The following is a 23970-nucleotide window of genomic DNA, read 5'->3' on the forward strand; positions in this document are numbered from 1 at the left end:
CTTCTAGGACATTGCCGATTTGACGGTTGCCGGACTCAAATTACTTTGCTCACAACACCAGGTAACCGTCTGGACTTGAGTATCGCACAGCATGCAGTAGTCGCTATCCAGATTCATTCCCTGGCCACGGCTCAATTGTTGTTGAAAAGGTTTAGAGACCTGACTAAACACCAATGTTAACTGTTGATCATTAGCCAGCTTCAGTAACTTACTAAAGCACAGAACAGCTGAAGCATCTAGACCAAGCACTGACTGAAAACTTAAGACCAAATAATCAGGTGTTTGACCAGTAGGGGGATGTATAATTCGGGCTCGAAGTTGTTGAAATAAATTGGCTGCATTGCCAAAAAATAAAAAACCTCTTAAATCAATCCAGTCAACTGTACCTTGGGTTTGATCGAGCCAGGTAGCAGGCGTAACAACATCAGAATTCACCCTGGCATCAGGGTCACAGGTGTAGAGTGATCCAACCGATTCAATCGGGCTCGTCTGAGTACACGTGTAAAGAAACTGCAGTGCTGTTATACCCAGACCAATGGCAATACCCAAAATAAACCCTAGCCAGTTAATCGCTACCAAAACCACAACAATGGTCAAATAGTCGTACCAGGATAGCTGAAACCAAATCTTGTAGAGCCATTGCCACAGTAGATCTAATCCCAAATACAGCAAGAGGCTCCCCAAGATCGGTTTTGGGAAGTAGACCAAAAATGCTGGACCCAGGAATAAAACCGTGATGCATGGTAAAGCCTTAAACAGGCCAGTCAATCGACTGGCCGCACCCATCTTATGGACTAAGAGGGTACTTGGCAGTGCCTGATTACCTGCCATGGTACTGCCTAATCCAGCCACAAAATTAGCCATACCAATCGTGCGTAGCTCTCGGTTTAGATCCAGATCTCGACCCAGGGCGAGTTCAATGCCTCCATTCGTCAATACCAGTGACAACAGACTCACAAATACCAGTAACCCCAGGGTGCTACTGTGCTGGGCAATCACATCCCAATGCACATAGCCAAAACTAGCGCGGGTTAGCGGCTGCCATAGATTTCCATCCGGAAAAGGCCCCAATAACCACCCCTGTTCACGGACAGTTGTCAATGGTAAGTGAGATTGCCACACAGCCCCATAAAAGAGAACGATGGCAGCGATTAAAATACCCGGCATAATCAGCGAATGTTGGAAGCGCTTGGTCATTGCTAGCAGAACAATAGCAATGACTAACCCAGCTCCCCAATGCGTTGCCGAGTCAACTTTGATAAACCACGCCAGATGGCTAAACGTCAGCGGCTCTCCAGTCATCACCTGAACAGCTCCCCGTACCAGCAGCCAACCGGTGGCAGCCATAAACCCACCTACCACTGGATATGGGATAAACTGCAGCGCATTGCCTCCCCGGACAGCACCTAATACCCAAAGGGTGGCTCCCGTGATCAAAGAACCTAGGGCAATAGCGGTCACGACTGTCATCAATAGGTCTGTGGAATCGGCGGCAGCCAGGCTATTGGCTATTTGTGCCGCTAGAATCGCCAGAACTGCGGTGGGGGCTGCCAGGGGGGTGGCGATCATCCCAGGGAGTGAACTCATCAGAGCCACCACAATGCTGATGGCTGCTGAGCTAAAGATGGCAATCCCTACCCCCACATTGAGATGAACGGACAGGCTACCGGAGAAAATCAAGGCAGCATATGAAATCGCCCGAATGACACCAATGATGCCCGTAATACTGCCTGCAACGAAACTAGAAAAAATACTGTCTGGTTGTAATTCTTGTATCCAGGAGGAAAGTCGAAGAGCCCCAATAGAAGGCTTAGGAGAGAGAACGGTCATCAATCAGGGGTTAGTAAAAAGGAGTTTGGTAAAAAAGGGGGTGGGTAAAAAAAGTTGTTAATGGGGAGATTGAGCAGAGTGTGAAACTCTACTGCATGACCTGGAGCTGTTGTTCTCGGCGGAGTAGGCTGTCGCAGAGTATTCTGACAATGTAAGCTTCAAGTGCATGTACCAGATCGGGAGCGTCTTGTTGCATACGTTCAAAGGCCTCTTGAGATAGGTAATAGAGCTGACTGGGCATATCGGTGACGACGGATGTTGATAGGGGTGCTTTACTGTAAAAACGCATTTCTCCAAGCAGATGTCCACTGGTGCAGGTCTGCAGTCGTTTATGACGGCCATTCGCTTGCTCTAATAAGACACTTACCTGGCCGGACTCGATGAAATAGAGACCGGTATGGACTTCCCCCTGCCGAAAAATGTAATGTCCGGCAGGGTAGGCTTGAGGACTGAGATAGGTGATAAAGTGGCTGGCCTGGTTTGCTGTGAGAAAAAGCTGGATGAGCTGATCGGCAAGAGGAACGGACTCAGGTGATGGGATTGAGTCAATGGCCTCTGATAGAATTTGTTGCTCGCACCATTCCAATCCCCGATCAATGTCTGTAAATACGTGACACAGTTCTGAATCAAGATTAATTCCGCGATTTAGCCCTTGTTGTAACTCAGGTAAAAGATTGGTCAGGACTAATGAAAAGTGTTGTTGATGGGCGAGTTTCAAAATCTTGTCAAAAGTCAAAACAGCAGAGGAATCTAGACCGTGCACCTGCCGAAAGTCAATGATTACATATCGTAAGGCCTGAGACGTATCGATCTGATCTGACTGAGCTTTTGCGCGATTGCGAACTTTGTTGAGCAAATAATTTGCTGTACCAAAGAATAAAAACCCCTGCAGTTCTAAAACGTAAATTTGATCACCTTGTTGCGAAAGGATACCCTGGGCCTCAGGGCTACGATCAACGTTACTGCGGGTATTGCTACCTGAGAACACCTGACGGGCTACATCTACCTGGCTGTAGGTAACCATAAATAGAATGACTGTAATTACAAAGCCAGTGAGGATACCTTGTAAAAAGCCCAGGGTATTAATCACGATTAGGGTGACCCATACGATCAGGTAGTCCCACAGAGGTAGCTTAAAGTACGCCTGATATAGCCATTTCCAGAGTAGTGAAAGGCCTAAATATAAAATGACGCTACCCAATAGTGCCTTGGGCAAGTAGGAGAGAAAGCTAGAACCCAGTGCCAGGACAGCAATTGCTGGAATCGTGGCGAAAAGACCAGTGAGTCGATAGGTTGCGCCAATATTATGAACCAGTAGTGTACTGGGAAAGGCCTGATTCCCCATCATGCCGCCGCCTAGACTAGACACCACATTGGCCAACCCGATGGCTTTGAGTTCATGGCTTAGATTTAGGTCTTGTCCTATAACTAGTTCAATACTGCTATTGCTCAGCATCAGTGAGATCAAGCTAATCAGCATAACGGTGAGAATACCCCCGCTCTGGTGCAGAATCGCTAGCCAATGGACCTGATAAAAAAGCTCTAGAGTTACGGGCTGCCACAGCTGATCGCCCTGGGGAAAGGGACCCAATAGCCAACCGGCGGTTCGTGCTGTACCCATGGAAATGCCAGTTACCCCTAGCATTAGGTAAAACGCGCCAGCACAAGCCATCAAGGTGATGGGCATGACCCAAAATTGCTGCCATAGCCGAGAGGCAATCAGCAGTGCGATCGCAAACCCCACACCTGGCAACCAACACCAAAGCATCGAGGGAGCTGCCAAGAGGTCTAACGAAGACCAGGTCAGCGGGATATCGGTGGTGATTTGTACAAATCCTCGGGTTAATAACCAGCCTGTTCCGGCCATAAACCCACCAATGACAGGGTAAGGAATGACGCGGAGCCGTTCTCCCTGTTTATAGAGTCCTAACAACAGCAACAGCCCACCTGTCAGCAAAGCACTCAAGGCGATCATCACCAGAACTGTGGCCAGTAACTCCTGGGTGGTTACCTGAGGAAGCTCCTCAGCAATCCCGGCTGCCATGATTGCTAAGATGGCTGTTGGAGCGGCCAGGGGGGTGGCGATAATGCCTGGGAGGGTGCTCGTCAGCGCCACAACAGCCAGCGTAATGGCCGTGCTAAAAATGGTGATTCCAAGACCAATGGGTAATTGGAGCGCTAGAGCCCCAGAAAAGATCAGACTGGCATAGGAGATGGCCCGAATCGTGCCGATGATACCAGTGACTAGTCCAGCAGATGCACTTGCAATCAGTACCTTGGGTTGAAAATTGGCTTGAAGTTTTTGAAATGCAAAAGGTGTACTAGAGAATGGTACCAACCGTTGAAGCATGGCTTAACCAGCAGCCGGGCGGCCTTAAACGTATGTATAAGGTCAGTCGAGAAAGGTGCCTGACCTATTAATCAATAACCCATAACATTGGTTGCTGAAATGTAACTTTGGCCACACTCTTGGGATACGATTACTCGTTACTAAGGTAGGTAGACAGTGGAGTAATGAAATAATGACAAACTTGTGCGTTTACCTGGCTTCTGTATTTACTGTAGTGCCGATCAGAAGTACTCTGGCCACGATTTTCGTTAGTCTTTTCATGGGTTGCGGCATCTGTCTGGGGATAGAGGATGTGGCTCTGGCGGCGGTTGCTCCCAGTCAGCAGTCCATAGAAATCCAACAGGTACACCTGGGCAATAACTCTGGTGCCCTGGTGTTTGAACCAGACAACTTAACCTTTGAGGCTGGGAAACGCTACAAGTTGCTACTGGATAACCCCAGTCCGGTGAAGCACTATTTCACCGCTAAGGATTTTGCCGATGTGATTTGGACCCAAAAGGTGGAAGCGGGCAACGTGGAAGTCAAGGGGGCTATTCATGAGTTAGAACTAAAACCCGGTGCTGAGGCTGAGTGGGTATTTGTTCCTCAAAAGCCAGGAACCTATGAGTTGCATTGTTCTATCGCGGGCCACGCTGAAGCTGGCATGGTAGGAGAACTTACGGTTGCCGTGGCTGATAGTTAGTGAGAGAGGTTGGGAGTAGTTGAGGTTGTTGTGTTGACAACAGGTTTGTCATAGCAATGTCATCACAAAACAAAGCGGTGGGCTCGATTCAGAACACACCGCTTTCATTAAATTTGGCGTTTTGAGGGCTACTGCTTCTAGCCGCCGACGCGAATTAGCTCTACATCAAAGATGAGTGTAGCGTTTGGAGGAATAACACCGCCTGCGCCACGAGTGCCATAGCCTAGTTCAGGTGGGATAACCAGCTTACGACGCCCACCCACACGCATAGTAGCAACGCCTTCGTCCCAGCCTTTGATGACCTGACCGACGCCAATGGTAAAGGAAAAGGGACGGTTGCGATCGCGGCTGCTGTCAAACTTCTCACCGTTTTCTAGAGTGCCAGTGTAATGCACTGTGACTGCCTGACCAGGGGTCGGTAGAGCTCCAGTTCCAACCTCAAGGTCTTCATACATGAGGCCAGAGTCCGTTGTCGTCATATTGTCGGGCATATCAATCGTAGGTTCTTCAGTAGTAGTTTCCTCGGGTGATAAGTCAGACGCTGCTTGAGCCACTAGCGTAGACTTTGCAGTGTCGGTCGTAGCCATGTCTGCGGTCAAATTACCGGCAACAGCTTCACCACCTCTCAATTGGGTAGCAAGTGCTATTACACAGCAAAGGGTGAAAACCCCCAGACTAATCAAAACTTCTTTCACAGTTCGTTCTCCCAGTGCGACACGCAAGCGCTGACGTATGAACTCGCAACCTGCATCAAAATTGTACGTTACGAATCATAAAAATTAGCTGGAATACGTGGCATATTGTCAGGCTGACACGGATTATTCAAGGCTTTTTCTGGAAGGCCGTACATTTACTTAGCGCCACTGTTTGTTTTCTAAGTCCCGCAGTTGTCGCTCCAGTCGGTCTAATCGCCCCCGCAGCTCATCCATTTCAGTCTGTCTGGGAACCCCCAGGTCCTGCATAATATTGCGGATTTGACGCTGCAGCTGTTCGTCTATAGCGGCTTGATCAATATTGAATTGCGCCATAAAGTCATCTACAAATCCCTTAGCTTGCTCTGGATTAAGCTTGCCATCCTTCACCCAATCTTCGCTCACCTGCCGTAGTTGTTCGGCGACCAGCGACGTAGTGCCAATGCCCAGCATTAAAAGCTGCCGGAATAAATTGGATGAGTCCATAGCTTACTTAATGGGTGAATAGTTGAAGACGACTAAACCGACTGTAGGCTGAAAGTTCTAGATTCTACCTACAAAACATTACAAGTCTCAATAGACTTATTCTGGCAAACTATTGACATATTCGACGGGCGGTTAACCGTATGGTTCAGAGACTTCTGTGGTGTTTGCTAGCGGTATGGATGACTGTTGTTTGGGCAAGCACACCCGTCAATGCCGAAGCAACTCGTAATCCTCAGCCCTCTATGGTGATTGAATGGCTAAAATTTAGGGTAGAGCCTGCTCAACGTGATCGTTATCTAGCAGTTGATGATGAAATTTGGACATCGGCTCTGGAGTCTTATCCTGGCTTTTTGGATAAAACTACCTGGCTAGATCCAAATCATGACGATGAGGTCATTTTTGTAATTGCTTGGGCTACCCGTGAGCAATGGAAAGCGATTCCTGAAGCTGATCTAGAGCAAATCAACCAGCGTTTTGATGCTGCCCTGGGATTTGACTATGAGATGTTGGAATCTAGAGAGTTTAACGTACCTGCTAAATAAAAATTTCAAGATGTTAGTGTAATCGCCAAGGATTATGCCCAGCTGTCCTCGATGTAACCAGGCCGTATTAGTGACTGCAGTAACCTGCTCAAACTGTGGGCTAGAACTTAAAGCCCATGGTCATCCAGGTATTGATCTCCATCGTTCTCAATCAGGCAGCTATCTGTGCGATACCTGCGTTTATCATCAGGATGATAGCTGCACCTTTCCTCAACGACCCCAGGCGACGACCTGCACGCTGTATGTAGACGTAGAGACTGCTCAGCAGCCGATGCGGGCGGCGTCAGAGATATATGTCATTCCCTGGTGGCGCAAACACTCTGGCTGGTTAATGCTGGCAGCGCTAATTCTAATCAGCATTGCGCTGGTAATAATCTAATCAATAATCTTGTAGGGGCGTTCCATGGAACGCCCCTACAAGATTATTGATTAAACGGGCCTGACGGGATTCGAACCCGCAACTTCCGCCGTGACAGGGCGGTGCTCTAACCAATTGAACTACAGGCCCTTACGGGCGATCTCTATTCTGCTTAGGAATGGGTACTTTGTCAAACAGTTAGCTAGATTTTTTTTGAGAGGTCATTATCCAGCTTCTGCATCATTTTCCCAGAGGGGGGCGGCAAAATTAGCTAGCCAGCGTTTGACCCAATAGGTAGCACGGCAGTCATCTTCGTTATATTTCAAAATATCGTTCAGGTACTGTTCATCCTGGCTAGATAGCCAATTGTCATACCAGCAGATGGATTGGGCTCCGTTAGCACTACTGTCGCGCCACTCAAAGCCAATCCAACGAGCAATATGTTTTAAGGCATAGCTCTCGATGGGGAGTGTGACCGAGTCGACAATGCGCTTATGAATATCCACAAAGCGACTTAGTAGTTCATCTATGTCGATAATGGTGCCGTAACGTTCTGCCAGGCGTCTAACGGTTTGGGCTTCGTAGGGGCAGAAATGGTAAATCGGTGACTCTGGATAGTGGGCGACGACGTGTTGAAACTGATGCCATGCACTGGCTTCGCCTTCGGGTTCCCGCGCGACTAGGGGAATAAAGGTTTCTGTGTGGGTCTGGGTGTTGATGACTAAGAGGCCGTGGAGGTAGACCAAATCTTTGTCAGGCGCTGCTTCAATGTCGAAATATAGCTCGATAGGGGCGCTGGGCAGTTCCTGAGGAGATAGGGTGAAGCAATTGTTGGCATCGGTACGTGCGATCGCAGCGCCAGATAATTTTGCCTGGGCCTGATGCACCAGTTTTTCCGCCACCTTTAATTCAAAGCCTGATGCTTGGGCCAACGTGGCGGGCTGATTACGCGCTAACGTTTCAACCGTTGTCAGTCCGAGCTTTTCTAGATGGCGGTAGCGATTGAGGGTAACACCCGGTAGGAGGGACAAATGATTCTGATTTTGGGCTACATCGTAACAGTGGTTAAGCCATACGCACATATCACAGCGACTGCGGCTAATAAATACATCCGGCGTTTCCTCTGATGTCAGTACCGCCCCACAGGTATCTAGCAGATCCAGTAAGGTGGGCCATTGTTTTTCTAAGTCAATTACATAGTGGCGCTCTTTTAGGCGTAAATGGGCCATAGTCGGTACCACACCCTGCCAGGCAGCCAGCACATAGGCATGGAATGCTGCAGTTAGCTGATATTCCTGCTTAGGTTTTTTTCCCAGCTTGATATCTAACGGTACATAGTGCCAATTACCCAGCCAGGAGCCCCCTGGTTGCTTAATCCAGAGGTCAGGCTGACTAACATAGCCAATGGTGCCGTCTTCGCACATTGCCGCCATTTTGCCTCGACAGATGTAGTCCACTCCTTGCTGCATCAGGGCAAAGGTTTCCTGGGCTGTCGCGGCGACATTCGCCGCATGACGTTTAGGACGACTAATAGGGCTAAACTCAGTCAAAACTGTCTGACGATGGGCGGCACTGTCGCTCTTGAGCTTGACCAGATAGTCGCTGGGGGTAGCTTGTAAATCCTGATCTCCGTAAACATCCAGGTACGCTCGCCGTTGACAGCGGAGAAATGTAAACAGCGTACTATCTTCAATTATTTGGTCTGGATTCGCCTGCTCCAACGACCAAGGAGAAGCTGGAGATATCCACTCAAGAGCCGATGCTGGTGTAGAGGAACCAGCATCCTGATGTGGCAGCGTGGGTAACCTAGCAACCACTGTCTTCCCAAGCCTGTTGGCAAGACGCAACTAAAGGTATTGAAATCATCAAAGCAGTAGAGCGTGCTCTTTTAGCAGAGGCTTAGCGCTTGCGACTAATGTAACGCAAACGTTTGCTTATTTACTAACACGCTCCAGGTGAAATCGCAATAATGATTTGGGTAAAAATTAAGTCGTGAGTTGCGATTCGTCTAAGCAATCCACCATCTTCAAGTGCTTAGTTTGGCTCGAAGGCCTTTTGACTTCATCCTCCATACAGATATAGCTGAAAACTTGAGCTGCAAAACTCAACGGGCAAAGTTTTTGTTTCCTGGCAAAAAGCTGATACGGCTTATCCAAAGTTAGGCCGACAGTAGCCCTGCACTCATCCGTTTTAACCCTCGCGTGACGACGTCGGAGTAACGCAGTTTGCCTAAGAAGACATCACCCATGATCTGTGTGCCGCGGGGATGCTTAACACCAACGCGATAGCCAATCTTGGGGGCTAGATAAAAGGCTTTAGCTAATCGAGCCGCCCAGCGCATCTCGTTGCCCCATTCCTGGATCATAGTCTGGGTATAGTCGGCCAGAGCCTGCTCATTACCGGCTAAGGCACGACGAATGGCCTCTGAGGCCTTAAGCCCACTAAAAATCGAAGGGCGAATTCCTTCAGCCGTAAATGGATCAACTACGCAGGCAGCTTCTCCAGCCAGAACCGCCTGGGTCGTATGCAGGGTCTGATCGCCATCCCAAAGACAAATGGGGTGACCGTGTTTGGTTTCTTCATTGATGTCGACGCCAAACTGTTTGGAATAGTCGGCTAGGGGCTGCACTAAATCACGGGACTTGCGTTTAGCTGAGATAAAAGCGCCGCTGCCCAAGGAGTAGCCGTCTGCTTTAGGAAAATTCCAGACGTAGCCATTTTTGAGTAAACCAAATTCAAAATGGACAATGTGGCCATCGTGGACTGGCAGCCGGGGCTCGGTTTCAATGGCTCCGGCCATAACTGTTTTGCGTTGCTTAAACCCAAGCCACTTGGCCATGGGGCCTTTAGCTCCATCGGCGGCAATGAGATAGCGACCCACAATGGGGGCTGCTGATGTGCTGATGTGCCAGAGGCCATCCCTAAATTCAACGCCTGTCGCTTTAGTGCTCTCTTGCAAAATGGCTCCTTGCTTTTGAGCCTGTTGCACCATGTAGTAGTCAAACTCATCGCGACGCACCATCCAAATGGGCTCTGAGAGTTCGGCAATCACTTCATCTTCTAGGTTGTAGGTGTAGCGTACCTGGGTGACTTTTTGCGAAATCACTGCTTCAAAGTCATAGTCGAACCATTCAGCTACTTTAGGGCATACGCCGCCACCACAGGGCTTATAACGGGGCAGTTTATGTTTTTCTAATATCAGTACGGAGTGGCCATTTTTAGCGAGGTGATAGGCAGCCGTGGCACCAGCGGGGCCGCCACCAACAACAATGCAATCATAAATAGATGTCATAAAGTCAGCAAATTTACAAGATAAGGCTAATAATACGTGGTGTAGTTTGCCCAGACTAGGAGGGTTGGCTGACTGTTCGTTAAGGTATTGGTTTTTTTCTGTCGAGTTGAGTGGCAGCTGCGATCGCACTTTTTTCCCTGGCCCGCTGCCCATAGGGCTCCAGTTCAGCGATCTCAAAGCCTGTCAGAATGCTTAAATTTTCCAGCGCAATCCCTCGCATCAACATTTCAACACACCAGGTTTGTTGAGCTTGTACCGGATGAGGTGTAATGCCACCAACCTCCAGCCCTTCCCACCAAAGGTCCCAACGATCATGGATATCCGCTGCGGTAATCGGTTCACCGGCGTCGTTGATAAACATGGCGGCTTCATCATCCTTGCGGAGCTTGAGCCACTTTGTCAGCGGATTATTGCTGTATGACCCATATCGTTTGCCTAAAATCCATTGATTAACCGGCACCTGGCGTGATGGATTGACCACCTGCAAAATGTGCTGAGTTTTATCGCAAATTTGGTGCGATCGCTCTAGATGAATAATTTCCCTAGGCAATAATCCTGCTCCAAACAACACCAGTGCCAGGGCATAGTCCTGATGGCCCAAACTACGCGCCTGCTTCATCATGAAATGCACCCAGCTAGCTGGTAAATCTGCAACTCGGGGTTTGCTGGTTGGATGTGCGATCTCTGGCTCATCAAAGGCATCACTGGGTAACTCTGTGGTGCTGCCCTGAGTTCTAGTCAACACCGATACCAAGCTGTCTAAAAAATCATCGCGCCCTTGCCAGAGAGACTGCCCTCCAGTAGCTTCAATCACCGCATAGCCCACCACGAGCGAGGCCAGAATATTGGCCAACTCTGCGGCAGATGGTGTACCCTCCCCCAGCATTTGCTTTAAATGCTGCGTCATCGTCTGTCTAATTTCACTCACCCGGTGTTGCAATGCCTGCTGGTGCTCCGGCGGATATTGATCCGCTTCACCAATTAATGAACGCACAAAATTTGGAAACTGCTCGAGTAAGGACAAGCAGTTACTGGCATAGGCTCTCAAACTATCGGATTGCGGTTCTCCATACAGTTGAGTGATTTGAGGCTCTAATGCGGGTGCTTCTTGCAATATTGCCAATAGCAACCCGTATTTATTGCCAAAGTTACGAAATAGAGTGGCCTCATTCACCTCTGCCATATTGGCAATTTGACGGGTAGTAGTATGGCTAATTCCCTGAGATAGAAATAATTCCAGCGCTGCTTGAGTTAGCCGTTGACGAGTTGAAGGCGAGGACATCAAAAAATGCAAGTATCACTTGCAGGTTGTGTGCAAAGTTGTTAGATTATACCCATTGCAAGTGCTGCTTGCATCTCGACACTCTAGTCAAGCAGTCACCACACTATTCAAATTTCGTGAGGAGAGTTACTAATGACTACTGCGCGATTAACCCCGCCATCCCTCAATACCAAACTCCAAAAACCTGCCTTAGACTGGGTAACTCTGGGGTTTTTTGCCGTATTTCATGGGGTGGCCCTGTTGGCCCCATGGTTCTTTTCTTGGTCTGCCCTGGGCGTAGCAATTTTGCTGCACTGGCTCTGTGGTGGTGTGGGCATTTGTCTAGGATTTCACCGACTGCTCAGCCATCGTAGCTTTCAGGTGCCACGGTGGTTGGAATATCCAATCGCTGTGCTAGGGACACTTGCAATGGAAGGCGGTCCAATTTTCTGGGTCAGCGGTCATCGTAAGCATCATGCATTTACAGAGGATATTGATAAAGATCCCTACTCCGCTAAGCGGGGATTTTGGTGGAGCCACATGCTTTGGATTCTGTACCCCCAGCGCGACAACTTCAAGCAAGAACGTTATGCCAAGTATGCGCCTGACTTAATGCGTCAGCCTTTCTATCGCTTTTTGAATAATTATTTTCTATTGCTTCAAGTGCCACTTGCACTATTGCTATATGCCATTGGTGGTTGGTCCTTTGTTATTTACGGTATCTTTGTTCGAGCTGTTCTACTTTGGCATGCCACTTGGTTAGTTAACTCAGCTACCCATACTTGGGGCTACCGTACCTTTCACACTAAAGATAATGCCCGTAACCTTTGGTGGGTTTCCCTGGTGACCTATGGAGAAGGCTGGCATAACAACCACCATACTTATCCACGAGCAGCTCAAACGGGTTGGAAATGGTGGGAAATCGACGTCACCTGGTATACCATTCAGCTATTTGAGCGACTGGGCTGGGCCACCAAAGTTAAACGGATTCCAGCGGTGCGTCGCTAACGGATTCATCGACCGACCACACCAGCGTCCAGCGATGGAAATCGCAGCAAATAATACGGAGGTTGGGAAAGGTCACTCCCTTGATTCAAAGCTGGAGAGCGTTGCAGCTGATTGACCGTGACATAGATATGATTGTCGGGTCCAAAGGCAAAGCCATCGGTCCAGCTTAGGGATTCATCTTGATAGATAATACGATAAGTGCCATTGGGGTCGACAACGCCAATGGCATTTTTCGTAATGTCAGTGACGTAGACGTTGTTACCAGCATCAATAGTGATTCCATCACTGATAGGTTTATCGCCAAATCGCTCCACTCTAGCCGATAGTTGTGCTGGTGAAAGGATGCTGTCTAATAAGTCTGAGGTACGAATGCGATAGAGGGAACGCCCGGACATAGCACCGTAATAAACCCATTCGTTATCAGGATCGATAGTGATGGGGTTAACACCAATACGTGCTTCCGCATCGCCTAACATAGCGGTTTGACCATCAATAACGATGAGAATATCCTCTGGTTGCATAGACGGATGACCTTCCAGCACACGTCGGGCATAGCCCGTTTCCAGGTCTACGACGATCAATGCTGAGTTGCTACCACCTGCGGTATCGGCAATGTAAATAGCGTCGTTGTATAAATCGACGGCAAAATCGTTGAGAAAAGTATCTTCTGGTATCACTGGAGCTGCCAAATAGATCACCCGATGCAGTATATCTGCGCGAGTATCCCAACCTACTAGGCGACCGGTTCCGCCTGTTCCAGGATTATCCAGCATCCAAACTATGCCATCACTGTCAGCTCGAATGCCGAGTACATTATTAAGGCCAATCCCATCAGAATTAGGTGAAGATGCCCAAGCTTCATTGGGGAAAGGCTGGATAGCTCCATCTGGCAGAATTTTGACTACTTTAATATCGGTGCCATAAAACTGATGCTGACTCATGATCAGCTGGCCGTCTGGTGTCACAGCAATATTGCCCGGCGGGTTGCCTTGAGGCAGTTCTGCAACAACCTCAAGGTCTGATGGAAATGTTTGGGCGTTGATTGGGGTTGCTATGCCAATCAGAGCAGCAAGGAATGTTAGGGATAACCAATGGGTTTTCATGGCACCTTTTTAAGCAATAATGCCGGGTATTTTACCGGGTTTATCTGCGTCCAAGATTCAGTTCGTCATGGATTGTACTAATGGCCAATATCCCTATACATAGGGTCCCTGTAGGCGAGATACTGAGGAAAGCTCAAAACTGTTCAATCCCGTGGCTTATTACATCTCACCTCGTTTTCTCAACGCGCTTGCGGTTCATATCACTAAAAACTTTTTGGACCTGCCGCAGGTCAAGATGCCGTTAATTTTTGGCATCCATGGCCGTAAGGGAGAAGGTAAAACGTTTCAGTGTGAGCTAGTTTATCAGCGCATGGGAGTGAATGTTGTCCATGTATCGGGTGGTGAATTAGAAAGTCCAGATGCAGGTGATCCAGCTCGACTAATCCGTTTGCGCTATCGAGAAGCGGCGGATTTGGTCAAAGTTCGAGGCCAGATGGCGGTATTGATGATTAACGATCTAGATGCAGGGGCTGGTCGCTTTGATGGCATGACCCAGTACACGGTCAATACACAGCTGGTGAATAACACCCTGATGAACATTGCCGATAATCCGACTAATGTGCAGCTGCCGGGCAGCTATGATGAAACACCTTTGCCGCGTATTCCTATTGTGGTCACGGGTAATGATTTTGCGACGCTCTATGCCCCATTGGTGCGGGATGGTCGGATGCAGAAGTTTTATTGGGAGCCAGATCGTGATGATCGTCTAGGCATCGTAGGCGGCATCTTTTCCCCCGATGGTCTGAGCCATAGTGATATTGAAACCCTAGTGGATACGTTTCCCAACCAGGCAATTGATTTCTATGGAGCGCTACGGGCTCAGATCTATGATGAGCAAATCATTGATTTCATTCACCAGGTGGGAGTAGAGAACGTTTCTCGTAATGTAGTGAATACTAAAACACCCCCCAGCTTCAAAAAACCGGACTTTCGCATCGGCCATTTAGTGGAGGTAGGGCAGCGGTTAGTACGAGAACAGCGCCGTCTGCAGGAAATGGGATTAGTTCAGGAATATAACCAGGCGTTAAATAAAACTGACAACAAAGGCAACGGGAAATACTATCGCGCTTACCAACATGCTCCGTCAGTTCCGTTACAGCCAGTGGCCAAATCTAATGGTGTGGTCCAACTACCTTCCGAGCCGCAGTCAGGTCGTAGCCAGGTGGCTTTGCCGGATGATCTCCAGCAGGATGTGCGCAACCTGATGGCGCAAGGTTACAAAGTGGGTACGGAGTATGTCGATAAGCGTCGCTTTCGGACGAATGCCTGGCAGAGTTGTCCGGTGATTAATGGGGCCAGTGCAGGGCAAGCGATGCAGACGATTGAGCAGTGTTTAATTGACCATGGCCAAGATTATGTGCGGCTGATTGGCATTGACCCTAACAGCAAGCGCCGAGTGTTGGAGCGGATTATTCATCGGCCTTAGCAAGAATTGTGCGATCGCAACCACTAACATAAAACCAGAGATGTCTAACTCTTCGATTTTGCGCGATATTTTGCACTAGCCCGAATTCTGTACCTGCTTGTATTGCTTAATGCCGAATACTGATGAGTTCTTCATTGCTCAAGCTAGAACGATGATCATCCACCCAGCGCAGAACATTTTTAGCTAACCGAGTTTTACTTTTAATAGCTCTGATTGCCCCAGGTAGATCAAGTTGCTGGGCAGTATCAGGATGAGTCAAATCAAATAGACCAGTATTAACTAAATCAATCCGGTTAAACTCATCATCTAAATTGGTGAAAATCGCCAAAAAATGTAGAGCAGTCTCTAATTCAGGCGGATCGATAATTGGGCAATCTGGGCCAGCTAAAAAAGTATTCACAAGGTACCTAAAAACTGCATAGACTGTTGGGCCTCTCTGCAAGGGGGCTACGCAGATTGTTAATAAACAAGATACCCAGAATGAGAGTGAAATATAACCCTCGCTCTTAGCCTATCATGCTCGATATTGCTTGACTTCAGGGTCTCTTGTTATATCAAGTACCCGTATGTCATTAAACTAATATTCAACAATTACAGGGGTGTGATCGCTAGGTTTTTCTAGTTTGCGTGGTTCTAGATCGATCCAGCAACGCTTGGCCTGCTTGTACAGCTCAGGCGAAAGATAATGGTGATCAATACGCCACCCCATGTTCCGCCGAAATGATGCAGCCCGATAATCCCACCAGCTGAAGTGCCCCCCCTCATCGGTAAACTTCCGAAATGCGTCCGCTAAACCTCCGGGAAGGGGCTCTTTAAGGTGTTCTCGTTCCATGGAACGACCAACTGCCAGCACATCCCTCAGGGTTTCCCGCTCTATTGGGGACGACATAATATGGGTGTCGCGTTTTTCGTCGGTGTAAATATCTTTGTTCTCAAGGGCAATATTGAAATCTCCACAGACGTTGAGCTTATCAGTTTCTTCTAATGTCTTGATGAGATACTGCTTCAGCAATGCTAGCCAGCGCAGTTTATATTCATACTTCTCACTCCCAATGGATGATCCATTGGGAACATATAAATTGAGAATACGGACACCATCAAGAACACCACTGATGACTCGTTTTTGATCATCTAGATCGCCAACAATGTCGGCATCGAGAATAGCTCCAAATCCCATGCGTACATTGTCTAAAGGCGTCTTACTAATCAGTGCAACCCCGTTATAGGCTTTTTGGCCATATATATACGTGTGATAGTTCAGTTCTTCGAAAGGGGCTTTTGGAAAGTCCGCATCGACAACCTTGGTTTCTTGGAGACACAGTATGTCCACATCTGGGTTAGTTTTCAGCCAGTCAGTAATATGGCCAAGGCGAGTGCGGACAGAATTAACATTCCAAGAGGCGACTTGCATGCGATTCGGTTTTAGCAGAGACAACACTATCCAGTCCGGTTCTGGTAAGGAATTCCCTGATCGGTGCTCGATGATTGATCAGAGCCCGTCTGAATTAGCTCTCGTATTTTAGTATTGGGCAGCGTTGATAGGGCAACCGATGGTGAAGATGTCATTTGTAGGGTTGCTTCAGTAATTTCAAAGTCTTGGTTCAGTACAGTTTGAATTCGATTCAGCAAAGCATCACGGCGACCAGTACTTGCTGTATTTACAGTCAAATTCGCTGTTAAATGGACTTGACCTGGCGCAATGGTCCAAATTCTGAGGCGGTCTACTTGGGTGATGTCTTTAAAGGTCAGTAGGTGTTGCTCAATCTCTTGAGGGTTTAGGTGGGTGGGTGGCTGCTCTAATAAAATACTCAGGCTTTGACGAATCAGTGGCATAGCTCCGATGAAAATCAGCAATGCGATCGCAATACTTATCCAGCCATCTGTCCATTGCCAGTCAAACCAATAGACAGCTGCCGCTACAAACAAAACTCCCAAACAGCTCAGGGCATCGGCTACGGTGTGTAAAAATGCGCCGCGCAGATTCAAATCCTCATCAGTATGGCGATGCAGCAGGAGGGCATTGATACCATGCACCCCCAATCCTGCCAAGGCTGTCAGCGCCATGGGTTTCGTCAATATTTCAGTGGGAGGTGTCTGCAGCTGCATGAGGGCCTCTTGACCAATCCAGCCTGCAATCAGCAGCAGGCCAATGCCATTGACCAGGGCTGCTAAAATTTCTACCCGACGGTAGCCAAATGGTGCGTTGAATGACGTGGGCCAGCGGGCAATCCAGGTGGCGAGTAGGGACATTGCGATCGCAAATACATCGGCAATCATATGCCCAGCATCCGCCACCAAAGATAGACTATGGCTGTGGTGACCAACCCGCAGCTCCAATGCTGAAAATCCTGCTACCATCACCAGGGCAATAGCCAAGACCCTTAATTTTTCTGGCGACGTTTCTGTCGGGCAGTCGCAGACCCCGAACCCATGATTATGCATATATATAGAATAGAGGTTGCCACTTTTAGCTAGAATCAGCAATTACTTCTGTGAATGTTAGGCACAGCTTTATCCTAAGATTTTCTATCTAAACTGTTATGAGCGATCAGCCACTTCAAGGCGATGCCCTGATTAAAGAAACCTGCCGCCGTATCCGCCTGGCGAAAAAGCTCTGGGATGCTCATAACAATGCTGCCTGTCGCCGTGAGCGAGAGCGAGCTTTAAAGTTGTATAACCAACTGACAAAGGTACAGAAGGAAAAAATCCCACAGCAACTGCGGGTGTGGTTACGCTACCGTAGCGAAAAATATTTTGGGGCTCACCGCACACCACCGGGAAGTAAACATCGTTCATCACGACGACGTAAGTAAAGCTTTAAGCGTTCCTCTTTGCTTTCTCGGTTGGATCAGTCCAGCGTTCTAACCAAGTAAATCCCTGGGAGAACATGAGGTTTAACGCTAAATAGACAAGTCCAATGGCTGTATAAATTTCAAATGCGCGAAAATTGGTGGCGACGGTTAGCTGTCCGCGACGAAATAGTTCTTCGAGACCAATCACAGCCACTAAGCTAGTGTCTTTCAGTAATGTGGTGAACTCATTTCCTAGGGGAGGAATCATGCGACGCAGGGCTTGGGGCAGCACAATGTAGCGTAGGGTTTGAATTGAATTCAGACCCATGGATGAGGCGGCTTCCCACTGCCCTCGATCAATAGACTGGATACCTCCGCGAACGATCTCAGCTACATAGGCTGCTGAGTTTAGGCTCAGGGCTAGAACACCAGCAGACCAACGATCAAAGGTAAACCCTAAGCCGAGGCTTTTGAAGAGAGCCGGGAAACCAAAGTAAATCCAGAATATTTGTACTAATAGTGGCGTACCGCGAAAAAACTCAATATAGGCACGAGTTGCGAGACGAATTGGCCAGAACTTAGAAAGTCTAGCTGTACCGAGCAAGGTGCCGCCGATAAAGCCAAAAAGAATAGCAAGGGCCGTCAACTGAATAGTTGTGAGGGCACCCCGGAGCAGGGCGGGCAAAGCGTCAAGAATGTATTCCACTGCGATAGGCCCTCTCTATGAGGCCCTGTTAAAGAGTTTATAGACTAGGCTGATTATCAGGATGAGATTAAGATTATTGCGCGAATTCCATGGAAGACTTGCGCCTTCCATGGGAATTTAAGGTTCATCCTGTCTAAAGCGCTGCTTCAGGCAGGGTACCAACAGGAGCTGTACCAAACCACTTTTCGTAGATGGCGTCATAGGTGCCGTTTTCGAGTAGTTCTGCTAAGGCTGTGTTCAGTGCTTCCAGGTTAGGCGAATCCTGGGGCATTGCGATGCCATAAAACTCTTCGGTGAGGAGTTCGCCTACGACTTTGACGCCGCCAATGTTACCGGTTGCGATCGCATCTAACGTAGCTGGTGCATCATTGATCACGGCATCAGCATTGCCATTGGAGAGTTCCTGGAGTGCCAAAGGGGCTGAATCAAACGTGCTGACCGTGGCATCTTTAACAGTGCCAGCTGTTGCTGCTCCGGTAGTCCCAATTTGTACGGCGATGGTTTTTCCTTCTAAGCTTTCTAGCGATGTGGTTTCAGTATCATCTTCAGCAACTGCGATCGCCAGGCCAGCGCGGAAGTAAGGGCGAGAAAAATCGACGGTTTGAGCACGCTCTTCAGTAATGGTCATTCCACTAATAGCCGCCTCAATAGTGCCAGCCTGTAGAGCAGGGATCAAACCATCAAAGGGGAGACTTTCAAACTCAACTTCGACACCGGCTTGCTCACCAATGGCTCTCATTAGATCAATATCAAAACCTACTAACTCTCCATTTTCATCCTGAGATTCAAAGGGAGGAAATGCGGGTTCGGTGCCCACTACCCAAGGACCAGCCGTTGCCTCACCTCCGTTTTCGACGGGTGTGGTGGCAGTATCACCGCCGCCGCAAGCGGCCAGTACGACAGTTGCTCCCAGGCTTAAAAGTGCGTTTTTTAAAAATTGAGACCGTTTCATAATGCTTAATCGGTTCCTTTTTGTTATGGAATGAATAGGCCTTACTTCAGATATTAGGGCTGTACTACCCCGATATCTGACTCAGACGTGTAGTTTAATCTACCAGGAATTAAAAAACGGTGTTATTTGTAGCTTCATGATGATCTACCTGAAGAGAACAGGGAGCTGCCACAGATCGATGGCTTAAAAAACCGTGTTATTGGTAGCTGCACTACAAGGGCAGCGTTATTATTCCTTTCAAGACGTTACTGACGAGTGCCCTGTGACACAATCCGCAATCTACTTTGCTAACTTGCAGAAAAACTATGGCGACCTATCGGTGCTACGCGGGATTAACGGCCAGATTGAACGTGGTGAAGTCGTGGCCATTATAGGTTCGTCGGGATGTGGCAAAAGCACGCTACTACGATGTTTTAATCGCTTAGAAACGATTAGCGGTGGACAGCTAATCGTCAATGATATTGATCTTTCAGCCGCTAAGCTGAGTGCTAAGGCTTTACAGCAGTTGCGGGCAAAAGTGGGCATGGTGTTTCAGCAGTTTAACCTCTACCCACATATGAGTGTTTTGGACAATCTCACCCTGTCGCCTCGTAAAGTTTTGAGGCTAACAGCTGATGAAGCTGAAGATCGAGCACATTTTTATTTAGATAAGGTTGGCTTAGCTGAAAAGGCATCAGCCTATCCTGAGCAGCTCTCAGGTGGCCAAAAACAGAGAGTGGCGATTGCTCGTTCCCTCTGTATGCAACCCGATATTTTGCTATTCGATGAGCCTACAAGTGCTCTAGACCCTGAGTTAGTAGGCGAGGTTTTGCAGGTGATGCGCACGCTGGCTGAAGATGGCATGACGATGGCTGTGGTGACCCATGAAATGCAGTTTGCGCGGGAAGTAGCCAGTCGTGTCATGTTTCTCAACCAGGGGGTCGTTGAAGAAACTGGTGCTCCCCGAACGGTTTTGAGCAGCCCTCAAAGTGAGCGTCTGCAGACTTTTCTTAGCCGTATGAATGGAATAACAGTTTAGGCAAAGCCCCTAGCGATAAATTCACAACCTTTTTGATAAATTGTTTGAGCGTAGTCTGTCCACTGACCTTGTCCCCAATAGCGAAAGCAGCTAGTTTGCAAGATAAGGTTATGGAGTAATGCCTGTCGATAGTTGGTGTTGAGTGCTAAATGAGGCTGCTGACTAGCTGGAACAGCATTGACAGCTTGGTGAAAGCGGGCACTCAGACGCTCCATGGGGTCAATCACATTGGTATACCCATCTACCCAACTACGATCATTGGTCCACGAACCGCCATTGAAGGAAATATTGTTGGTAGCCAAGTTCGCGATTGCATCACTCACCCGTTCTGGCGTAATATCTCCATCCTCTAAGGTCTGCCACAGCTGATGTTGGCCGATCGCCTGACATTTGGGTAGATCGCTGTCGACGATCCCCGCTGCGGCTAACAACTCTAGATACTCGGTGCCATTGAGCCCGTTGATAGTTTGGTTCTGACGAGCTTCATGCCAGGCTCGTTTGAATGCTCCTGGAAACTCATTCATCATGACACCACCATTTTCACCGTCAGAAATTTGGCTGACTAGTGGGGGGACTGATTGATTACCTAGATTTGTCTGGCCTAATGTTTGGGCTGCGTAGTAAGGCTGCATCTGACCAATTAACTTGGTGTCTGACCCCTGGGTTTTGATCAGCGCCGTGATCGAGACTTCTTGATCGCAGCTGTTACGCGCAATCAATCGATGGGGCAAATGTGGCTGCTGAATCCCCTCACCTGTTAGCATTTCAACCGTATGCTCCTGCACCATCACCCAGCGGTAGCCGGCCTCTTTGAGATTCTTCACTAAGGTGTACAGAGCATCTGGGTGATTAGGTAACTGCATCTCTGGGAGGGAAAACCCGCGGACTCGCTTAAGCGCTCCTAATCCAAAAATGCTAGCAAACTGATGTTGCCAGGCTCGAATATGTAGCTTGATGTCCGGCAATGGTGTGGCGGCTGCAACGGCATGTCCCCAAAATGTACCAAGCCATTCTACGTGAGGCTGATAGCGAGGGTCGCACGTAATTCCTTTGAGTTTATCGAGAATATCGTCACGCCCCATTTGCTGTAACCCCCACAATAAATTGCCAGAGTAGTCCAGCATTACTCGTGGATTACACCCCTGCTCCACTAACTCGGGGATAAAGTCACCCATGCGGGCATAGCAGTAGGCAAAAGGCCCAGCATTATGATTGTCACCCTCATAGGGATGCTCAAACATGTATTGCAAATGATTTATGAGTTGCCCTCCGGACCCAGCTGGGATCGTTGGTTGATGCATGTGGAGTGCGATCGCAAATCCAGCCGACAAGCTACTGGGGTCTAGATTACTTCGTTCCAGGAAAATTGGGTTATCAAAGTTATTCAACTCCTCAATAGAGGACTCCCAGCCACAAAGGGTAGGAAGTGTTTGATCGTAAGTAGCTGGGGGAGATACAGCAGCAGACATGTCTTTTAGAACGTATTAAAAGGTGGATTAATTTTCTATCACTAGTTTCTCAGTTACGGGCCTGAAAATAAACCACCCTTATAGAAAAGATAACCCTAGATTAACTCCCAATTTGTCCTGAACTTTCACCTTACTCACTGAGACTGTGTTCAAATGAGACAGCTAATTCGTCCTCCAGCCAGTTTAGAATTTGTACTCGTTCTCCCTGGGTGAGATATAAGTGGCCTGTGTGGCGTAATCGATCGTTGACATCCTCGATATCAGACGGTGTCATTAATCCAACCATTGCTCCAATGTTATAAAGAGCATCATCGCGTTCTTCTTGGGTGTGACAGCCGTAGCGATATTTTGAAATTTGCCGACTAATGTATTGAAACGCTTGGGGATCGGTAGCTTCCAAGCGTTGCTTACGTTCATCGGAAATAGGCTCACCGGCTACCATGGCAGCATAGTCGGTATCTAAGATGTCCAACTGAACTATTTTGGCGGGTTGCTTGGGTCTATAGCTCACGGTGGTTAAAACCCCACATGGTTTCCAATTTTTTCAATTGTGCCTCCCTAAAACGGAAAAGGCTTGAAGCTTTGTTATTTTGCAATTGTCCGTTTGCAAACGTTTGCGAAATCACACAATTCGCTAGGTTATCTGAGTTTCAAGTAGAGGTTAACCGCATGCTCAGATCTAACCAGGGAGAACGGGTAATGGGAGCACTGCTAGAGATGTAATCAACGCCTGTTAGTGCGATCTCTCGAATTGTCTCAAGAGTAACGTTACCTGAACCCTCAATCTTTATACGAGGACTGTGATTTCGAATTAACTGCACAGCCTCTTTCATCATTGTTGGGCTCATATTGTCCAACATAATAATGTCCGCTCCATGGATTAGAGCATCCTGCGCCTGTTCTAGTGTTTCTGTTTCTACTTCTACAGTGAGCGGATATGGCATCGCTGAGCGAATACTTTGAATTGCCTGCTCAATGCCACCAGCCGCTGAAATATGGTTATCCTTAATCATCACAGCATCATCCAGACCCATCCGATGATTTTTGGCCCCTCCCACACGAGTGGCATATTTTTCTAGTGCCCTAAGCCCTGGTGTTGTTTTGCGAGTGTCCACGAGCTGCGCTGGGAGGTCTGCAATCTCATCCACATATTGTCTAGTTGCAGTGGCAATACCACTAAGGTGCATAGCCAAATTAAGCGCAACTCGCTCTCCCATTAGTAAATTGGCTAGAGAACCTTCTATTTGAGCAATGGTAGTCCCTGCGTCTACCTTTACTCCTTCAATAACACAGGGCTCAAATGCTATTTGGTTATCTGATCTGCCTTCTAAATCAGACAGTATTGCAAAAACGCGGCGAGCAATTGGCAACCCACAGATCACACCTGGTGCTTTTGCCAACCAATATCCATGACCTAGGGCTGTGCTTTTAGGAATTAAGCCTGAAGTGGTCTGATCACCTCGTCCGATATCTTCCTTTAGCCATTGTTTCAACTGCTCATCTAGGCTAATTAAGTTGATGTTCACAATAATATTGTCTGCTCGTGTTCACTTTACTTACATAGAGAGAAACGAGGGCAATGTCTAGCTCTATCTATCTTCAGACAATCAACCTACCGATTCCAAGCATCAAATTTCCAATTTAATCTCCCAAGATAATTCCTAGCCGAATCTGGTCAGCTGTATCAGAGGCTACCTGCTAAATCTTCACCCAAATACCAAGAATAATTTGAAAGGACCGCAAAAAATCGGCACCAGGAAAAGCTGAAAACCTTACAGCGAAAGAGTCTTGCTTACTTTAGACAAATTTGAAGAAAGGAGTTGACTTAGGATAGGGAGCTCGCTATATTAGTAAAGCGCTCAACGGGGGAGCGGTTCACCGCGACCTTAGAAGGGTGTAGAACCTAGACAAGTCAATAGTTTGAGATTCTAGACGAAATCCTGTTAATTTCTTTTAGTTTGAAATTGGTTAAACCTTATCACGAGGATAGAGCCAATGTCAAA

General features: G+C 48.0%; 23 protein-coding genes and 1 tRNA gene. 7 read left to right on the top strand and 17 right to left on the bottom strand.

The window, feature by feature from the left end; translation table 11 throughout:
- Positions 1–3: 3 nt before the first annotated feature.
- Positions 4–1830, bottom strand: coding sequence for a SulP family inorganic anion transporter (locus N836_RS43490; protein ID WP_023070872.1), 1827 nt, complete (start codon positions 1828–1830; stop codon positions 4–6).
- Between the two features lie 88 nt (positions 1831–1918).
- Positions 1919–4180 carry an SLC26A/SulP transporter family protein gene (locus N836_RS43495; RefSeq protein WP_023070873.1) on the bottom strand — a complete coding sequence of 754 codons (2262 nt, stop codon included), beginning with the start codon at positions 4178–4180 and terminating at the stop codon, positions 1919–1921.
- A gap of 172 nt (positions 4181–4352) precedes the next feature.
- Between N836_RS43495 and N836_RS43500 the strand changes: the two genes are divergently transcribed.
- Complete coding sequence (locus N836_RS43500; protein ID WP_235071027.1) at positions 4353–4862, top strand: cupredoxin domain-containing protein; 510 nt, start codon at positions 4353–4355, stop codon at positions 4860–4862.
- Between the two features lie 137 nt (positions 4863–4999).
- Here N836_RS43500 and N836_RS43505 read toward each other — a convergent pair whose 3' ends face one another.
- Entirely contained in the window at positions 5000–5557 is a 558-nt protein-coding gene (locus tag N836_RS43505) for an FKBP-type peptidyl-prolyl cis-trans isomerase (protein ID WP_023070875.1), read from the bottom strand.
- Between the two features lie 159 nt (positions 5558–5716).
- Positions 5717–6040: a phasin family protein gene (locus tag N836_RS43510; protein ID WP_031291614.1), complete on the bottom strand. Its 324-nt coding sequence runs from the start codon at positions 6038–6040 to the stop codon at positions 5717–5719.
- Between the two features lie 140 nt (positions 6041–6180).
- Between N836_RS43510 and N836_RS43515 the strand changes: the two genes are divergently transcribed.
- Both N836_RS43515 and N836_RS43520 read left to right on the top strand, forming a co-directional pair.
- Entirely contained in the window at positions 6181–6582 is a 402-nt protein-coding gene (locus tag N836_RS43515; protein WP_235071028.1) for a TIGR03792 family protein, read from the top strand.
- A 34-nt stretch (positions 6583–6616) separates the two neighbouring features.
- Positions 6617–6961, top strand: a complete 345-nt coding sequence (locus tag N836_RS43520; RefSeq protein WP_023070878.1) for a hypothetical protein — start codon at positions 6617–6619, stop codon at positions 6959–6961.
- Positions 6962–7016: 55 nt separating this feature from the next.
- Here the strand turns inward: N836_RS43520 and N836_RS43525 are convergent.
- From N836_RS43525 to N836_RS43540, 4 genes are all read right to left on the bottom strand, one after another.
- Positions 7017–7090 (bottom strand) — tRNA-Asp (locus N836_RS43525).
- A gap of 74 nt (positions 7091–7164) precedes the next feature.
- Entirely contained in the window at positions 7165–8757 is a 1593-nt protein-coding gene (locus N836_RS43530; protein WP_023070879.1) for a TM0106 family RecB-like putative nuclease, read from the bottom strand.
- Positions 8758–9098: 341 nt separating this feature from the next.
- On the bottom strand, positions 9099–10385 hold the full coding sequence (locus tag N836_RS43535) for a geranylgeranyl reductase family protein (protein ID WP_327058680.1): 1287 nt from the start codon (positions 10383–10385) through the stop codon (positions 9099–9101).
- Positions 10312–11514, bottom strand: a complete 1203-nt coding sequence (locus N836_RS43540) for a TetR family transcriptional regulator (RefSeq protein ID WP_023070881.1) — start codon at positions 11512–11514, stop codon at positions 10312–10314. Before N836_RS43540 ends, N836_RS43535 begins: the two co-directional genes overlap by 74 nt.
- A gap of 132 nt (positions 11515–11646) precedes the next feature.
- On the opposite strand from N836_RS43540, the gene N836_RS43545 reads away from it, so the two are divergent.
- The gene (locus tag N836_RS43545) at positions 11647–12501 is read left to right on the top strand and encodes an acyl-CoA desaturase (protein WP_023070882.1); all 855 of its coding nucleotides are present in this window, start codon (positions 11647–11649) and stop codon (positions 12499–12501) included.
- 5 nt (positions 12502–12506) lie between these two features.
- On the opposite strand, the gene N836_RS43550 is transcribed toward N836_RS43545, so the two are convergent.
- Positions 12507–13604, bottom strand: coding sequence for an L-dopachrome tautomerase-related protein (locus tag N836_RS43550; protein ID WP_023070883.1), 1098 nt, complete (start codon positions 13602–13604; stop codon positions 12507–12509).
- A 151-nt stretch (positions 13605–13755) separates the two neighbouring features.
- Between N836_RS43550 and N836_RS43555 the strand changes: the two genes are divergently transcribed.
- Positions 13756–15030: a ribulose bisphosphate carboxylase small subunit gene (locus tag N836_RS43555; RefSeq protein WP_031291621.1), complete on the top strand. Its 1275-nt coding sequence runs from the start codon at positions 13756–13758 to the stop codon at positions 15028–15030.
- Positions 15031–15136: 106 nt separating this feature from the next.
- Here N836_RS43555 and N836_RS43560 read toward each other — a convergent pair whose 3' ends face one another.
- From N836_RS43560 to N836_RS43570, 3 genes are all read right to left on the bottom strand, one after another.
- Positions 15137–15430: a hypothetical protein gene (locus N836_RS43560; RefSeq protein WP_023070885.1), complete on the bottom strand. Its 294-nt coding sequence runs from the start codon at positions 15428–15430 to the stop codon at positions 15137–15139.
- A 177-nt stretch (positions 15431–15607) separates the two neighbouring features.
- Entirely contained in the window at positions 15608–16441 is an 834-nt protein-coding gene (gene xth / locus N836_RS43565) for an exodeoxyribonuclease III (RefSeq protein WP_031291624.1), read from the bottom strand.
- A 26-nt stretch (positions 16442–16467) separates the two neighbouring features.
- Positions 16468–17472, bottom strand: coding sequence for a cation diffusion facilitator family transporter (locus N836_RS43570; protein ID WP_051394508.1), 1005 nt, complete (start codon positions 17470–17472; stop codon positions 16468–16470).
- Between the two features lie 98 nt (positions 17473–17570).
- On the opposite strand from N836_RS43570, the gene N836_RS43575 reads away from it, so the two are divergent.
- Positions 17571–17843, top strand: a complete 273-nt coding sequence (locus N836_RS43575) for a hypothetical protein (RefSeq protein ID WP_023070888.1) — start codon at positions 17571–17573, stop codon at positions 17841–17843.
- A gap of 4 nt (positions 17844–17847) precedes the next feature.
- Here the strand turns inward: N836_RS43575 and N836_RS43580 are convergent, their stop codons facing one another.
- Entirely contained in the window at positions 17848–18528 is a 681-nt protein-coding gene (locus N836_RS43580; RefSeq protein WP_023070889.1) for an amino acid ABC transporter permease, read from the bottom strand.
- Between the two features lie 133 nt (positions 18529–18661).
- Positions 18662–19480: a basic amino acid ABC transporter substrate-binding protein gene (locus N836_RS43585; protein WP_023070890.1), complete on the bottom strand. Its 819-nt coding sequence runs from the start codon at positions 19478–19480 to the stop codon at positions 18662–18664.
- Positions 19481–19742: 262 nt separating this feature from the next.
- On the opposite strand from N836_RS43585, the gene N836_RS43590 reads away from it, so the two are divergent.
- Complete coding sequence (locus N836_RS43590) at positions 19743–20498, top strand: amino acid ABC transporter ATP-binding protein (RefSeq protein WP_031291630.1); 756 nt, start codon at positions 19743–19745, stop codon at positions 20496–20498.
- Here the strand turns inward: N836_RS43590 and N836_RS43595 are convergent.
- From N836_RS43595 to nadC, 3 genes are all read right to left on the bottom strand, one after another.
- Positions 20495–21967 (bottom strand): glycosyl hydrolase family 57, encoded by a 1473-nt coding sequence (locus N836_RS43595; RefSeq protein ID WP_023070892.1) that lies wholly within the window; start codon positions 21965–21967, stop codon positions 20495–20497. The two genes, N836_RS43590 and N836_RS43595, sit on opposite strands and share 4 nt — an antisense overlap.
- A 130-nt stretch (positions 21968–22097) precedes the next feature.
- Positions 22098–22478: a hypothetical protein gene (locus N836_RS43600; protein ID WP_023070893.1), complete on the bottom strand. Its 381-nt coding sequence runs from the start codon at positions 22476–22478 to the stop codon at positions 22098–22100.
- A gap of 139 nt (positions 22479–22617) precedes the next feature.
- The gene (gene nadC, locus N836_RS43605) at positions 22618–23493 is read right to left on the bottom strand and encodes a carboxylating nicotinate-nucleotide diphosphorylase (protein ID WP_023070894.1); all 876 of its coding nucleotides are present in this window, start codon (positions 23491–23493) and stop codon (positions 22618–22620) included.
- Between the last annotated feature and the right edge of the window lie 477 nt (positions 23494–23970).

The sequence above is a fragment of the Leptolyngbya sp. Heron Island J genome (genome assembly GCF_000482245.1).
Lineage (GTDB): Bacteria > Cyanobacteriota > Cyanobacteriia > Phormidesmidales > Phormidesmidaceae > Leptothoe.

Excerpts from the sequence above, each read along its gene's own strand:
- N836_RS43490 (WP_023070872.1), bottom strand. The coding sequence starts at position 1,830 with ATGACCGTTCTCTCTCCTAAGCCTTCTATTGGGGCTCTTCGACTTTCC.
- N836_RS43495 (WP_023070873.1), bottom strand. The coding sequence starts at position 4,180 with ATGCTTCAACGGTTGGTACCATTCTCTAGTACACCTTTTGCATTTCAA.
- N836_RS43500 (WP_235071027.1), top strand. The coding sequence starts at position 4,353 with ATGACAAACTTGTGCGTTTACCTGGCTTCTGTATTTACTGTAGTGCCG.
- N836_RS43510 (WP_031291614.1), bottom strand. The coding sequence starts at position 6,040 with ATGGACTCATCCAATTTATTCCGGCAGCTTTTAATGCTGGGCATTGGC.
- N836_RS43515 (WP_235071028.1), top strand. The coding sequence starts at position 6,181 with ATGGTTCAGAGACTTCTGTGGTGTTTGCTAGCGGTATGGATGACTGTT.
- N836_RS43520 (WP_023070878.1), top strand. The coding sequence starts at position 6,617 with ATGCCCAGCTGTCCTCGATGTAACCAGGCCGTATTAGTGACTGCAGTA.
- N836_RS43535 (WP_327058680.1), bottom strand. The coding sequence starts at position 10,385 with ATGGGCAGCGGGCCAGGGAAAAAAGTGCGATCGCAGCTGCCACTCAAC.
- N836_RS43540 (WP_023070881.1), bottom strand. The coding sequence starts at position 11,514 with ATGTCCTCGCCTTCAACTCGTCAACGGCTAACTCAAGCAGCGCTGGAA.
- N836_RS43545 (WP_023070882.1), top strand. The coding sequence starts at position 11,647 with ATGACTACTGCGCGATTAACCCCGCCATCCCTCAATACCAAACTCCAA.
- N836_RS43550 (WP_023070883.1), bottom strand. The coding sequence starts at position 13,604 with ATGAAAACCCATTGGTTATCCCTAACATTCCTTGCTGCTCTGATTGGC.
- xth (WP_031291624.1), bottom strand. The coding sequence starts at position 16,441 with ATGCAAGTCGCCTCTTGGAATGTTAATTCTGTCCGCACTCGCCTTGGC.
- N836_RS43570 (WP_051394508.1), bottom strand. The coding sequence starts at position 17,472 with ATGCATAATCATGGGTTCGGGGTCTGCGACTGCCCGACAGAAACGTCG.
- N836_RS43575 (WP_023070888.1), top strand. The coding sequence starts at position 17,571 with ATGAGCGATCAGCCACTTCAAGGCGATGCCCTGATTAAAGAAACCTGC.
- N836_RS43585 (WP_023070890.1), bottom strand. The coding sequence starts at position 19,480 with ATGAAACGGTCTCAATTTTTAAAAAACGCACTTTTAAGCCTGGGAGCA.
- N836_RS43595 (WP_023070892.1), bottom strand. The coding sequence starts at position 21,967 with ATGTCTGCTGCTGTATCTCCCCCAGCTACTTACGATCAAACACTTCCT.